Raw genomic sequence first — 13,771 nt, forward strand, 5'->3', positions numbered from 1 at the left:
AATGGGTCGGATGCCGGGTAACCGGCCGAGCGGTTCGAGCGCAGCCTCGGCGGCTGGGAGGTACGTCCATGCATCAGGCGTTGGGGTGCAAGTGTTGGGGACAGGAGGAGATCATCGACCTGTTTCGCATCCACGACCGCTCGTCCTCGAGCCGCGAGAAGGCAACCGCGCGCCGGCCGCTCTCGCTCGCCCTGTTGCTGACGGTGGCGGTGGGGGTGCTGCTCACGATTACGGGCTCGGGGTGTGGTTCGAGCCCGGTCAGCTCGTGCCAGGGGCGCGCTACCTGGGGCCCTACGTCCACCGGGATGTGGCGAGACGTGGAGGTCCTCCGATCCTCACCTATGAGTGGTCCACGCCCGCCTACGACTACTTCCGGCAATCCTGGTACCAACAGGCGCGTGCGAGCGGGGGCCGCACCGTCCTCTCCGAGCCCTACGTCGAAGGGGACCAGGCGTACGAGACGCTCTCGAGGGCCATCTTCGACGACCAGGGCCGGCTGCGCGGGGTGGCGAGCGTGGACCTCTTCCTCCCCCAGATCTCGGACATGGTCCGCCAGGCCAACCGCTCTCCCTCGGAGATCCTCTACGTCGCAAGCCCCGCTGGCGCGCTCCTCGCCCACCCGCGGGAGGAGCAGCTGCTCGCCTGGGCACGAGCGCGGGGCAGACCCGTGCGGTGTCTGTGCGAGCTCACCCTCGAGGATCTGCGGGCGTGGGAACATGAACAGGGATTGGACCAGGGACGGCTCCTCACCGAGGTGGGCATCCCCCAGGTGTGGGTTGGAGGGTCTTCGCTTCGACGGACGAAGATGTGCTCTTCGAGGCCGTGCGCCGACAGCGGGGGTTTGTGGTGGCCCTGTGCGTGATGCTTTGGGGCGGGCTGGGGGCGAGTGGTCTGGCCATGGCCCGCTCGGAACGGACCCGCTCCCTGCTGCGCACGCTCGCCGAGCGTCAGCGTCAGGAGGAGGAGCGGCAGCTGCTGCTCGCGCAGGTGCGGCAGCGCTCGGCGGAACTCCAGGCCATCCTCGAAGGCATGGTCGATGCCGTCGTCGTTCGCGATCAGCACGTGGGCGAAATCGGGCGGACTGGGGTGATTTCCGAGCCAGGATTCCGCCTCCTCCCTCGTATCGAAGGAGGCTCGAGATACTCACCGAAGGTGCTGAGCTGACCCGTCGAGGAGATGAAGCGGAGCGTATCGAGAATGACCTGGATCAGCTTCTTCTCTTCGGCGGATTCGGCTTCGTCGCGAAGCCTCGTGAAGAAACCCGCCGTTCTGTCCATGCGTTCCTCGAGACTCACGAGGCCATCTCGAGACGGTCCAGTGGAAGGGGACACGCCAGACTCGAGGGTCTTGCGGAAGTCTTCGAAGCGATACCGTTGACCGGTAACCCAAACGAAGAAGAGAGCATCTCGCGCCAACTCCAGAATCCGCTCCTGCTCAGGAGACCGCTCCTCACTCCAGAGCTTCCCAATCACCTCTTGTGCATCTGAGAGAAGCGAGGAGGACGTCATGGTTTCACCGTCGCGAGCTTCGCATGGCTCCAACTCCGGCCTCTGAGAGACTTGATGCACATTTTCTCGCAGCCATCACGTTCTTCCTCGCAGTCGCGAGTCCATGCTGCGCGGACGATGGGGCCTTCCACGGAGCCACCGCTTGCTCGGTAGGGATACCTGGACAAATCGAAGCTGCTCAATGGCTCCCATGAATGGGTGACCTGACCGCCCGGTGTCTCCTTGATGACGAGCACGAAGCGGGATGGGTCCTGGACATTCTTGGGGCCGGGAAGCGGGGCGCGAATCGCACTACAAGAAAAAAGGAGGAGGCCAAGACTTGAAACCAAGAGCCTTCGGTGAGTCGATGCTATTGCCATGTGGGGTGAATATTCCCTTCACGCAAAGGACTGTCCATCCATGACTCCGAGAAGGTCAGTAACCGGTCCGGGTCAGTCCCAACCAGAGTTGGAAGCCCATGAAGGACAGGTAGAGCAGGAGCAGGACGCCGCCCTCGGGGCGGGTGATGGTCCAATCGAAGCTGATGGACATGGGAAAGAGGAGGAGGGTGATGCCCAGCAGCGCGGCGAGCGCCATCAGCCCTCCCGCGGGCAGTGGCACGGTGGCGAGGACCGCCACGAGCCCCAGGATGAACAGGGTGTTGAAGATGTTCGAGCCGACGATGTTGCCGAGCGCCATGTCTGTCTGACCCCGACGGATGGCCATGAAGCTCGTCACCAACTCGGGGAGCGTGGTGGCCAACGACACCACGGTGAGCCCGATGAGCTGCTGCGAGAGTCCCAACGCGGAGGCGGCACCCACCGCGCCCGTTTCCCCCAGCTTTCCACCGAAGCCCAGCAGCGCCAGGCCTCCGAGCACCATGACCAGGGCCAGCTTCGTGGACACCACCGGCTCGCTCTGGACGACGTCACTCACCTCTCCCGCCAACTCACGGCCCACCTCGGCCGGCTGGTGCGCCGAGCGCAGCACCATGCGCAGGACCAGGCCGAATCCCCCGAGCAGGAGCAGCCCCTCGTACCGCGTCAGCCCCGGCTGTCCTCCGGCGACGCCACCGGGGATCAGGGCGAAGGTGATGAGCGCTGCCACGGTGCCGAGCATCACGGGCAGCTCGCGCTTGATGAGGGATGACTGCACCTTGATGGGCCGCAGCAGTGCGGACAGTCCGAGGATGAGCCCCGTGTTGCTCAAGCTCGAGCCCACCATGTTGCCGAAGCTCAGGGCCGTATCCCCGCTGAGCGCGACAGCGACATTGAGGGCCAGCTCCGGCGCGGAGGTGCCGAAGGCCATGATGGTGAGTCCGATGGTGAGGGGGCGCATGCCCCCGCGCTCCGCGAGCACCACCGCTCCTCGCACGAGCAGGTCGCCTCCGAGCAGGAGCAGCACGACACCCGCGGCGAAGAGTCCCAGAGAAATCCACAAGCCCATACGCGCGCCAGCAAGCTCCTCCAAAGCGTCTACGGCGGGCCCAGGATGAGGGAGATCGTGGCGAGTGTCATCGCGGGGCCCTGCTTCGCGAGCGCGGGCGGAATCGAGAGCACCACGGGCCGCTCCGGCCGGCCTCCACACGAGCGTGAGCCTACGTAGACCCCGTCCTCGTTGGCCGTCAGGTCATAGCTGCACGGGCCCACGGTGCCGGTGAGCGACTCCTTACTGATGCTCAGCTCCGAGAGGCGGCCGTAGAAGGTGCCCCGCGCATGGGTGACGCCGTCCTTGTCCTCGAAGCTCAACCGGGTGAGCGTGCTGCCCACGGTGCCGCCCAGCTCCTCGCCGTTGAGGCCGAGGAACACCGTCCGGCCAAAGGCCCTGCCGCGCAGGGTCTTCCCGTCCCGGGAGAGCTGCAGGTCGGGCCCGGAGACGCTGTCCCCGTCCACCCGGGCCGTGATGGCGGCGTTCGGAGTGCGCAGGTAGAGGTACTGCCTCTCACCCTGGGCGGCCGCCGTCCCGAGAGCGAGCAGGGCGGCCATCCCGAGCGCTCCACCGAGGTTCTTCGCGGATGAGCGTTTCATGAGGGGAGGATAGGGACGGAGGAGTCCCCGTGTGCCATCCCCCTGCCCGGCCGCTCGTGGAGAGTGCCTCGGGGATGGCGTGCGCCGGCAGGAGGGCACGGCGGGCGTCCGCCCGGTTACCAGGCGGGCGAAGGGCGTGAGCGTTATGTACTGCCCCCAGACCCGGCCCGCCAGGGCCATCCGGCGAAGGAGCCAACCGAGGTGTCATCTCCGTCCAATGGTGCGAGCGCTCAGCAGCGGGACCTCCGCCCGGGCAGGGTGCCCGTGGGCCTCCTGCTGCGCGGCCTCCTGGTGCTGACGACGATGGTGGGGCTGGTGGCGGCGCTGCACTTCTACCTCGGGGTGCGGCTCATCTCGGACCCGGGGCTCGAACAGCCGTGGGCGGGGCTCGGCTGGGCGGTGCTGTGTCTGGGTTTCGCGTCCATTCCGGCGGCCATGGCGTCCACGCGGATGCGGCCCTCATGGATGGAGCAGGTGCTGCACTGGGGCGGCATGCTCTGGATGGGGGCTTTCGGGCTGTTGCTGACGGCCACGGTGGCGGCGGACGTGGTGGGGTGGGTGTGGCGGCTCGTGGGCCCGGCGCCATTGCTGGCGCGGGACAAGGCGCTGGCGGTGGTGGGGCTGGTGGTGCCGGCGATGCTGTTCGCCTTCCGCACGGCGCGGGCTCCGGCTCGCGTGGAGCGGGTGACGGTGCCCGTGAAGGGATTGGGCGCGGGGATGTCGGGCATGAAGGTGGTGCAGATTTCGGACATCCACATCGGCCCCACGCTGGACCGCAGGTTCATGCGGCGGGTGGTGGAGCAGGTGAACGCGCTCGCGCCGGACCTGGTGGCGGTGACGGGGGACCTGGTGGATGGCGGCGTCTCGCGGCTGCGCGACGAGGTGGCGCCCCTGGCGGAGCTGCGCGCGCCGCTGGGCGTCTACTACGTCACGGGCAACCACGAGTACTACCACGGGGGCGCCGCCTGGTCCGCCGAGGTGGCGCGTTTGGGATTGACGGTACTGCTCAACGCGCACCGCGTGGTGGAGCGCGGGGGCGCGCGCCTGACGGTGGCGGGGGTGACGGACCTGGAGGGCGGGAGGATGGAGCCATCGCACGCGTGCCGGCCGGACGTGGCGCTCGCGGGGGCTCCGGAGGGGGTTCCTCGCCTGCTGCTCGCGCACCAGCCGCGCGTGGCGGTGTTGGCGAAGGCGTTGGGTGTGGACCTGCAGCTCTCCGGGCACACGCATGGCGGGCAGATGTTCCCCTTCATGGCCTTCGTGAAGCTGCAGCAGCCCGTCATCCAGGGACTGGCCACCATCGCCGGGGTGCGCGTCTACACGAACCGCGGCACCGGCTACTGGGGCCCTCCGCTGCGCCTGGGGCCCGCGCCTGAAATCACCGAGCTGACGCTCGTGAGCGCGTAGCTGGGGTACGCACGGGGTTCACTGCCCGTCTCCCGGGGCGCGGACGCGTTGCCCGCCGTTCTCCCCCGGCGTTAGGCTGCGCCCGTGCCTTCCGAGCCCCCTTCCCGACAGCCGCAGGGCGATGCACGCCCCCGGAGCCGGGCCACCTCCACGTCCATCCGCGTCCTCTTCGTGGCCGATTCGCCCGCGCTGCGTGACGCCGCCCGGCGCGAGCTGTCCCCGGGCTTCGAGCTGCTCCCCGCCAACACGTTCGCCCTGGCCCTGCCCCTGCTCGACGTGGAGCCGGCCCCCGCGGCCATCCTCATCGACCTGGGCCTCGCGGACGCGAAGGGGTCGGCGGACTTCCTCGCCACACTCGTCGAGCGCGACTACCCGGGCCCACGCATTCTTTTGTCCAACAAGTTTCGTCCCGAGGAAGCCGCCACCCTCAGTCAGGCCAGCATCATCCACTTCGCGCTCGCCTCGCCCTGGGCCGCCGGGGAGCTGCGCGCCGTCGTGGAGGCCGCGCTCGGCTTCCGCCCCTTCCCAGGTTCCCTGCACGCCATCTGAGGGTGGGTGGCAGGCGTGTGACTGGAATCCCTCACGACATCCTGCGCACGCGCCGGCTTCGCATTATCCTGGCACCGGTCCCGGAGGAATCCGGCCTGCGAAGAGTGGTGGTGGACCGTGTCGTCGTGGTGGAAGGCCTCGAAGAGGAAGCTGCGTCGGGCTCGCGTACGGTTGCTGCGCGGTTCGGGTGCGCCGGGGGAGATCGCTGGCGGCATGGCGCTCGGGTTGTTCATCGCCCTGTTGCCCATCATGGGCCTCCAACTCCCCCTGGCCCTCGTCATCGCGGAGCTGTTCCGCCGACTGACGAATTTCCAGCTCTCGCGCGTCGCCGCCGCCGCGGGCGTGTGGATCAACAACCCCGTCACCGCCGCTCCCGTCTACGGGCTGTGCTACCTCGTCGGCCGCCCCATCGCGCACCGCCTCCTGCCGCTCTCCGCGCCGAGGGCCGGGAGCCAATCCGCGGGCTTCGACCTGGGCGCGCTCTCCGGTCCTGATGCGCTCGAGGTGGGGCTCGGACTCGTCATCGGAGGCGTGCTGCTGGGAGTGCCCACCGCGTGGTTGGGGTACCGCATCACCTACGGCATGGTGTCCCGTCACCAGGCGCGCCGTGAGGAGCGCCGGGCCCGCAGGGCGCGCGGTCTGAGGATGGCTCCCGAGGCGTAGTCGCCCGCCTGGCTGCCTCGCGTCGGTGCGCCACCCTCGGTGGGACGCTCGACACCCGCCATTCTCAGCAAGCGGGAAAAGTTTGTCGTATTTGAACCCACATCCACGATGACACTAATCTTTCATTCAGGTGACAGTTCGTCATCTGGGAGCCACCTGGAGTGGAGTGGCAAGGTGTCGCGGCAATGGGGCCGGGACATCTCGTCGAGGTCTCGAAGGAGCTCCCACCCCCCAAGCAGTTGAAACAGGGAGCATCCCCACGTGAGAAGGTTGGTTGCCACGCTGTCTGGGCTGGCGCTGGTGTTGTCGGGTGCCGGCGCCTCGGCTCGGACGTTGCCGAACTACGATGCACTGCAGGATGCGAAGCCCGCGGGTCGAGCCACCGCGGGTTTCAAGCTGGTGAACGCGAAGGGTGCGCGCGTCGCGCATCGCGATTCGCTGACCGATTCGCCCACGTTCGTCTGGGTCAACAAGAGCGGCGCCCCCTCGAAGATGAGCGCGCAGTTCTCGAAGATGGCCCCGGAGAAGGCCGCGCTGGCGCAGCTGGCGGATCATGCTCCCCTCTACGGACTGAGCTCCTTCGAGACGGCGGGCGCGCGGGTGGCCTCCGTCAGCAAGAACCGCCAGGGCGTCAAGGTGGTCACGCTGGTGCAGGAGGCGGCGGGGATCGAGGTCTTCCGTCAGTCCCTCCACCTGATGCTCAACCGGAACAATGAGCTGGTGGCCATCTCCGGCAACCTCTCCAAGCACGTGTCGTCGGAGGTGCCCGCCGCGCGCGTGCGCTTCCAGCTGCCGGCCTCCGAGGCCATCGCCGTGGCCTACAAGGACCTGACCGGCCATGTGCTGGATGGGAGCCTGCTCACGCGGGTGAACAAGCTGGACTCCGGCAAGTACGTGCACTACTCGCTGGCCTCCTACGCGCGCCCGCTGGCGGAGGAGCTGGTCATCCCGGCCCGCGCGAAGCAGGTGCTCTTCTCGCTGCCCAACGCGCTGGTGCCCGCGTACTACGTGGAGCTCAACACGGGCAGCCCGGACGCCAAGGACTCGGACTACTACTCCTACGTCGTGTCCGCGGTCGACGGCCGGCTGCTGATGCGCAACAACCTGACGGCGGACGCGGAGTTCAGCTACCGCGTCTTCGCGGACTCGACGCCTCCGTACACGCCGCACGACGGTCCCTCGGGCACCAACGCCACGCCGCACCCCACGGGCACGCCGGATGGCTTCCTCCCGTCGTTCGTTCCGCCCGCCCTGGTCACCCTCCAGAACGTCCCCTTCAGCCAGAACGATCCCTGGCTGCCGGCCGACGCCACGGAGACCAGGGGTAACAACGTGGACGCGTACGCGGACCTCGTCGCGCCGGACAACTACAACGCTGGCGACCTGCGCCCCACGATCACCGCGCCGGGCGTGTTCGACCGGACCATGCTGTTCGACATCCAGCCGAACGCCAACGCGGATCAGATCGCCGCGGCCACCACCAGCTTGTTCTTCCTGAACAACTGGCTGCACGACTGGTACTACGACGCGGGCTTCGACGAGGCCTCTGGCAACGCGCAGGCCGACAACTACGGCCGTGGCGGTCTGGCCAATGACGCCATCCGCGCGCAGGCGCAGGACTACAGCGGCACCAACAACGCCAACATGTCCACGCCGGCGGACGGCGCGTCCCCGCGCATGCAGATGTACCTGTTCTCCGGGGTGCAGGACGCGCACCTGACGGCGAACGCGCCCGCGTCCGTCGCGGGTAACTACGAGGTGGGTGTTGCCTCCGGCTTCGGTCCGCAGTCCTTCGACGTCACCGGCGACGTGGTGATTGCCCAGGACGAGTCCAACGCCTCCGGTGCCTCCACCACCGACGCGTGCACCGCGCTCACCAACGCGGCGGACGTGGCCGGGAAGATCGCCCTCGTGGACCGTGGCTCGTGCAACTTCACGGTCAAGGTGGCGAACGCGCAGACGGCGGGCGCCATCGGCGTCATCATCGCGGACCACCTGGAGGGCCCGGTCGCGGGCATCGGCGGAGACTCCGCGGGCATCACCATCCCCACGCTGCGCATCACGCTCGCGGACGGCAACACGCTGCGCGCCGCCGCCGGGCTCAACGTGACGCTGTTCCGCGCGCCGACCATCAACCTGGACGGCACGGTGGACAACGTCATCGTGGCGCACGAGTGGGGTCACTACATCAGCAACCGCCTCGTCCAGAACTCGGCCGGTCTGGTCAACAACCAGGGCCGGTCCATGGGCGAGGGCTGGGGTGACTTCACCGCGCTGCTGATGATCACGCGCCCGGAGGACATCAACGTCCCCGCCAACGCCGACTGGAACGGTGCCTACGGCGCGGCCGAGTTCGCCACGCGTGGCAGCTCCGCGAACTCCACGTTCTTCGGCATCCGTCGCGTGACCTACTCGGCGGACATGGCCAAGAACGCGCTGACGTTCCGCCACATCATGGACGGCGTGGCGCTGCCGACCACGATGCCCCTCTCCAACAATGGCCTGCCCAACTCCGAGGTCCACAACGCGGGTGAGGTCTGGGCCACCATGCTGTGGGAGTGCTACGTGTCGCTCCTGCGTGCGCATCCGTTCCAGGAGGCGCAGGACCGCATGAAGAGCTACCTGGTCAACGGGTACAAGATGACGCCCGCGGCGCCCACCTTCCTGGAGGCGCGTGACGCGGTGCTCGCGGCGGCCTTCGCCAACGACCCGGCCGATGGCGAGCGCCTCTGGGCGGCCTTCGCCAGGCGTGGTGCGGGCGTGGGCGCGGTGGCTCCGGACAAGTACTCCACCAACCACCTGGGCGTGGTGGAGAGCTTCGACCTGGGGGTGAACGTGGAGTTCGTCTCCGCCACCTTCGCCGATGACCTCGCGACCGGCTCCTGCGACAAGGACGGTATCCTGGACAACGGTGAGACGGGCCGGCTGATCATCACCGTGCGCAACTCGGGCTCGACGGTGGCCAGGAACACCAGCGTCACCGTGTTCTCCAGCACGCGCGGCGTGACGGTGGGCAATGGTGGCACCGCGACCTTCCCGGAGATTCCCGTGGGCGGCGCGGGCGAGGTGTCCGTGCCCGTGTCGCTCCACAACGCGGGAACGGGTGCGCTCGTCAACTTCGACTTCGCCTTCCGTGACGAGCACCAGGCGCAGCCGGGTGACAAGACCGACTCGCTGACCATCAAGGCGAACTACGACGAGGCTCTCGCCACCAGCGCCACGGAGAACGTGGAGGCCAGCCAGCTGCCGTGGCGCACCGAGTTCGACGACACCCTGTCCGAGGGCGAGTTCGGTATCGTCGAGTTCTCCGACCTCAACCGGGCCTTCTACGGCCCGAACATCGGCGCGGGGAGCGACATCCGCCTCATCACCCCGCCGCTCGAGGTGAGCACCGACAAGCCGCTCGTCGTCTCCTTCGATCATGCCTATGACTTCGAGTTCGACAGCAGCGGTTTCTACGACGGCGCCGTCATCGAGCTGTCCGAGGACAATGGCGCGACGTGGGTGGACATCGGCGGCCCGGCGTACACCGGCACGCTCATCACGTACGCCGAGAACCAGAACCCGCTGCAGGGCCGGAAGGCCTTCGTGGGCACCACCGCGGACTTCCCCACGTTCACGAACACGACGCTGAACCTGGGCTCGGCCTACGCGGGCAAGACGGTGCTGCTCCGCTTCCGCATCGGCTCGGACAACTCCGCCGCGTTCACGGGCTGGGTGCTGGACAACCTGTCCTTCTCCGGCATCACCAACACTCCGTTCACGAGCATCGTCGAGGAGAACAACGTGTGCTCGAACCGTCCCCCCGTGGCCAACGCCGGCGCGGGCGTGACGGTGGCGGAGCGCTCGACGGTGACCCTGACCGGCAGCGCGTCCGACGTGGATGGTGACAGCCTGAGCTACAGCTGGACGCAGGTGTCCGGCCCGGCGGTGACCCTGTCCGGCGCCGACACGCTCGAGCCGTCCTTCACCGCTCCCACGGTGACCAGCGACAGCGACGTGGTGCTGAAGCTGACCGTCAGCGATGGCAGCACCACGGCCAGCGACACCGTGACCGTGCACGTGAAGAACGTCAACCACGCGCCCACCGTGAACGCGGGTCTGGACGGTGCCGTGAAGTCGGGCGAGAGCTTCACGCTGAGCGGCTCGGCGAGCGACACGGATGGGGACACCCTCAGCGCCTACTGGGTGCAGGTGTCCGGCACTCCGGTGGCTCTGTCCGGTGCCAACACGCTGCAGGCCACCTTCACCGCGCCCCAGACGGCCTCCGGTGAGACGCTCACCTTCGTGCTGCTGGTGAGCGACGGCTCGGTGACCACCAGCGACCTGGTGGATGTCACCGTCACGCCCGCCGACCCTGTCGAGAACCAGGCGCCGGTGGCCAATGCCCGCGTCATCCTCTCCGGTAAGCAGACCTCGCTGACGCTCGATGGCTCGGGCTCCAGCGATCCCGAGGGCGAGGCGCTCACCTACAAGTGGGAGCAGACGGGTGGCCCGGCCCTGCAGCTCGGCGATGCCAACCAGGCGGTGCTGAGCGTGGACGTGACCGAGGAGGCCACATACACCTTCCGTCTCACCGTGACGGATGCCCACGGCGCCACGAACAGCGCCACCGTGGAGGCCACGGCCAAGCCCGACACCGGCAACGGCGGCGGGGATGACGATGATGACCATGACCACGGTGGCTGCTCCGCCACCGGTGGTGGTGCCCCGGCCGGTCTGCTCGGCCTGGCGCTCATGGGTCTGCTGAACCGTCGTCGCCGGATGAACTGAGACGTGGAAGCCCTCCTCCTTCCATCCGGGAGGGGGAGGGCGCCGCGCGGCCCGGGCTTTAGGATTCCAGGCTGAGCGGTGCGAACCCGATGTGTCGTGCTCCGGCGGCCGGCGCCCTCCACCAGGGGGCCGGCCGCCGGTCTGCTTGAGGGCCCTTTCTGCTCCGGGTGGCTCTGCCGTCACGGTGCCGTCACTCCTCCTTCGCTAGTTCACCGCGCTCGCCACATATGGGAATCAAAACCGAGGGGGGAATCATGTCGAAGGCAAGTAGGGGATTGCTGCTCCTGGTTTCACTGGGGCTGGGCTGCGATGGGGAGGAGGTGAAGCCTCCGGTGGTGAAGCCTCCAGTCGAGGACAAGAGTGTCCGGATACGCAGTGTCTGGAGCTTCCACACGGCGAGTGGTGTGGAGGAGCGGCCGGATGACTTCTCCAATCCGGTGGAGCTGTTCTTGTTGGAGGACGGAGCCTTCAAGGCGTTTCCCGGCGCGCTGGCGGGACCGGGAGAGTATGTGTTCGCGGACGTGCCAGACGGCACCTACTACCTGAAAAGGGGGAGCAGCTATACCGTCACCTCCGCACGGCGCCTGGACTGGAGCCCCCACCGGCTTGGCCGGGTGGATGCCCAGGAGCTCCCCGAATCCTCCACCCCGACGCAGGTCCGGCTGGACATCGACGGGCTTGAGCCATGGGCCGATTACGGTGCGCGACCCTGGCCGAGCATGCAGCTCGTCTCCGGAGAGTTGGACGTCGCGGGGTACATCAACGCCGATGAGGTCATGCGGCCGGGGATGACATCGGTCCGTGGCGAGCTCGTGTCGTATGACAACGTGTACTCTCGGCTGTACCGCTTCGAGCAGGAGCGGGGAGACCGGGCCTGGGTGACCCAGTTCGTGTCCCGGAAGGCGGGGGCGTTGGCGGATGGGAGCGACCTGAACTACAGCGCCGTCGCGCGTTCCCTGCACCTGGAGCCGTTCTCCTACGACGGCACTCAGCCCCTCCCCGTGAGCGGGACGTTCCAGGAGCTGCCCTCGAAGCAGCTCACCTTGAACTGGGCGCTGTCCTCCTTCGCGTCCCATGCCACGGACACGCACCCGGCCGCGACCTTTGACCGGGCTATTTTCACGCTCAGCCCACTCGCGCACGGGGCGGAGGACGCCAGGTTCATGGGCTACTCCGGCGATCTGCTCTCGTTCGATCTGCCCAGGGGCTACGACGAGGACATCAGCGCCACGTTTTCTTACGGCAATCCCTTCCCGTCCACCTGGGGCGAGTTCGCGTGGTTGTCCGTTCCCTTCCGTGTGCAGTACTCGGTTCCGGGTGCCACGAGGCCGCTCGTCATCGATGCCTGGATGGAAGCCTACGAGCCCATGTCCGTCCTGGCCGCCGGTCCCGTCCAGCCCCGCACCTTCCCGCCTCGAGGCCTGAAGCTCGACGGCGAGGATGCCTACGCGACACGGTCCCTCGCGGTGGGGAGCCACGTCATCTCGTGGCAGCCGCCGGCTTCGGGCCAGGTGAGTGTCTATGCGCTGAGGCTCCGGCGGTATGAGGTGGCCGCGGAGGGGGGCCTGGCCCGGAACGTGGAGTCGGTCTACTTCACCCTCGCGGGGGGCGCCACGTCGGTACTGCTCCCGCCCGACGTCTTGAAGCCCGCGAGCCACTACATCCTCCAGCTCACCGCCATGTCCGCCCCCGGGTACTCGCCGGAGAATACGAGCGCAGGCTCTGTCTTGCCGTATGCCCATGCGTCGGCCCTGAGCGGCATCCTGTCCACGCCGTGAGCGCGTAACTCCCGCAACGCCCCATGTGCCGTCCGGGCCCGCTCGGAGCACCTGGGGCGTGAGCCGTGGCGGTCCCGCGTATATAGAGAGGGAACTCTCATCAGGAGGCGTCTCTCTCGTATGGATTTGCAGCTCTCTGGCAGGGTGGTGTTGGTGACGGGTGGCTCGGAGGGGCTCGGCGCCGCGGTGTGCGAACGGCTCGTCCAGGAGGGCGCGCGCGTGGCGCTGTGCGCCCGGAATCCGCAGCGGCTGGAGGCCACCGCGGTCACCCTGCGCGCCCTAGGCGGTGAGGTGCTCGCCGTTCCCGCCGACGTGTCGCGCGCCCAGGACGTGGAGCGCTTCGTGGCGACCGCGCACGAGCGCTGGGGCCGCGTGGACGCGCTGGTGAACAACGCCGGTTCGGCCTCGGCCAAGGCCTTCCTCTCCGTCACCGACGCGGAGTGGGAGGAGGACCTCCAACTCAAACTGTTCGCCGCGATGCGCACCGTGCGCCTGACCGTGCCCCATCTGCGCGCGGCGGGAGGCGGCGCCATCGTCAACGTGCTGTCCATCAAGGCGAAGGAGCCCGGGAAGAACACCACGCCTTCCTCGGTGTCCCGCGCCGCCGGCATGGCGCTGACCAAGGTGCTCTCCAAGGAGCTGGGGCCGGACAACATCCGCGTCAACGCCGTGCTCGTGGGGATGATCGAGAGCGGTCAGTGGGCCCGCCGCGCCGAGGCCGCTGGCAAGCCGCCGGAGGTGCTGTACGCCGAGCGCAGCCGTGAGGCGGGTGTCCCGCTCGGGCGCATCGGCCGCGCCAGTGAGTTCGCCGACGTGGTGGCCTTCCTCGTCTCCGCTCGTGCCTCCTATGTGAGCGGCACCGCCATCAACGTGGACGGAGGCCTGTCCGGCTCGGTGTGAGGGCCCGACCGCCCTCGACTCCGTCGTCTCCCCTACGGCCTGGACCGCGTCCTTCACGAGGTGTTCGAGCCGCTCAATCGCTTCCAGTGCTGCCCCGCCGCGACCAACCGTCCTGGCGGGCCCCCGTGCTCCTCCCTGTTCCCTCCAGAGCGGGCGAGGAGCCGCACGCGTCACAACGGGCGCTCCT

10 protein-coding genes are annotated in these 13,771 nt (G+C 68.3%); 8 read left to right on the top strand and 2 right to left on the bottom strand.

What is annotated here, in order from left to right; all coding sequences use genetic code 11:
* Positions 1-241: 241 nt before the first annotated feature.
* Together JQX13_RS18710 and JQX13_RS18715 are read left to right on the top strand one after the other, a co-directional pair.
* Entirely contained in the window at positions 242-862 is a 621-nt protein-coding gene (locus JQX13_RS18710) for a cache domain-containing protein (RefSeq protein WP_203410334.1), read from the top strand.
* A 35-nt stretch (positions 863-897) separates the two neighbouring features.
* Entirely contained in the window at positions 898-1,164 is a 267-nt protein-coding gene (locus JQX13_RS18715) for a hypothetical protein (protein WP_203410335.1), read from the top strand.
* A 758-nt stretch (positions 1,165-1,922) separates the two neighbouring features.
* Here JQX13_RS18715 and JQX13_RS18720 read toward each other — a convergent pair.
* Positions 1,923-2,933 (bottom strand): calcium/sodium antiporter, encoded by a 1,011-nt coding sequence (locus JQX13_RS18720; RefSeq protein ID WP_203410336.1) that lies wholly within the window; start codon positions 2,931-2,933, stop codon positions 1,923-1,925.
* A gap of 29 nt (positions 2,934-2,962) precedes the next feature.
* The gene (locus JQX13_RS18725; protein WP_203410337.1) at positions 2,963-3,514 is read right to left on the bottom strand and encodes a hypothetical protein; all 552 of its coding nucleotides are present in this window, start codon (positions 3,512-3,514) and stop codon (positions 2,963-2,965) included.
* 201 nt (positions 3,515-3,715) lie between these two features.
* Between JQX13_RS18725 and JQX13_RS18730 the strand changes: the two genes are divergently transcribed.
* The 6 genes from JQX13_RS18730 to JQX13_RS18755 all read left to right on the top strand — a co-directional run bounded on the left by JQX13_RS18730 (position 3,716) and on the right by JQX13_RS18755 (position 13,584).
* Positions 3,716-4,921 (top strand): metallophosphoesterase, encoded by a 1,206-nt coding sequence (locus JQX13_RS18730; RefSeq protein ID WP_430384180.1) that lies wholly within the window; start codon positions 3,716-3,718, stop codon positions 4,919-4,921.
* 84 nt (positions 4,922-5,005) lie between these two features.
* Positions 5,006-5,470: a response regulator gene (locus JQX13_RS18735; RefSeq protein ID WP_203410338.1), complete on the top strand. Its 465-nt coding sequence runs from the start codon at positions 5,006-5,008 to the stop codon at positions 5,468-5,470.
* Between the two features lie 117 nt (positions 5,471-5,587).
* Entirely contained in the window at positions 5,588-6,133 is a 546-nt protein-coding gene (locus tag JQX13_RS18740; protein ID WP_203410339.1) for a DUF2062 domain-containing protein, read from the top strand.
* Between the two features lie 261 nt (positions 6,134-6,394).
* Positions 6,395-10,906 carry a myxosortase-dependent M36 family metallopeptidase gene (locus JQX13_RS18745; RefSeq protein WP_203410340.1) on the top strand — a complete coding sequence of 1,504 codons (4,512 nt, stop codon included), beginning with the start codon at positions 6,395-6,397 and terminating at the stop codon, positions 10,904-10,906.
* Positions 10,907-11,160: 254 nt separating this feature from the next.
* The gene (locus tag JQX13_RS18750) at positions 11,161-12,684 is read left to right on the top strand and encodes a fibronectin type III domain-containing protein (protein ID WP_203410341.1); all 1,524 of its coding nucleotides are present in this window, start codon (positions 11,161-11,163) and stop codon (positions 12,682-12,684) included.
* 120 nt (positions 12,685-12,804) lie between these two features.
* Positions 12,805-13,584, top strand: a complete 780-nt coding sequence (locus tag JQX13_RS18755; RefSeq protein WP_203410342.1) for an SDR family oxidoreductase — start codon at positions 12,805-12,807, stop codon at positions 13,582-13,584.
* The last annotated feature ends 187 nt before the right edge of the window (positions 13,585-13,771 follow it).

It is taken from the genome of Archangium violaceum (genome assembly GCF_016859125.1).
Classification (GTDB): Bacteria; Myxococcota; Myxococcia; order Myxococcales; family Myxococcaceae; genus Archangium; species Archangium violaceum_A.

Coding starts and splice junctions, on each gene's coding strand:
- JQX13_RS18715 (WP_203410335.1), top strand. CDS start 898: ATGGCCCGCTCGGAACGGACCCGCTCCCTGCTGCGCACGCTCGCCGAG.
- JQX13_RS18720 (WP_203410336.1), bottom strand. CDS start 2,933: ATGGGCTTGTGGATTTCTCTGGGACTCTTCGCCGCGGGTGTCGTGCTG.
- JQX13_RS18725 (WP_203410337.1), bottom strand. CDS start 3,514: ATGAAACGCTCATCCGCGAAGAACCTCGGTGGAGCGCTCGGGATGGCC.
- JQX13_RS18750 (WP_203410341.1), top strand. CDS start 11,161: ATGTCGAAGGCAAGTAGGGGATTGCTGCTCCTGGTTTCACTGGGGCTG.
- JQX13_RS18755 (WP_203410342.1), top strand. CDS start 12,805: ATGGATTTGCAGCTCTCTGGCAGGGTGGTGTTGGTGACGGGTGGCTCG.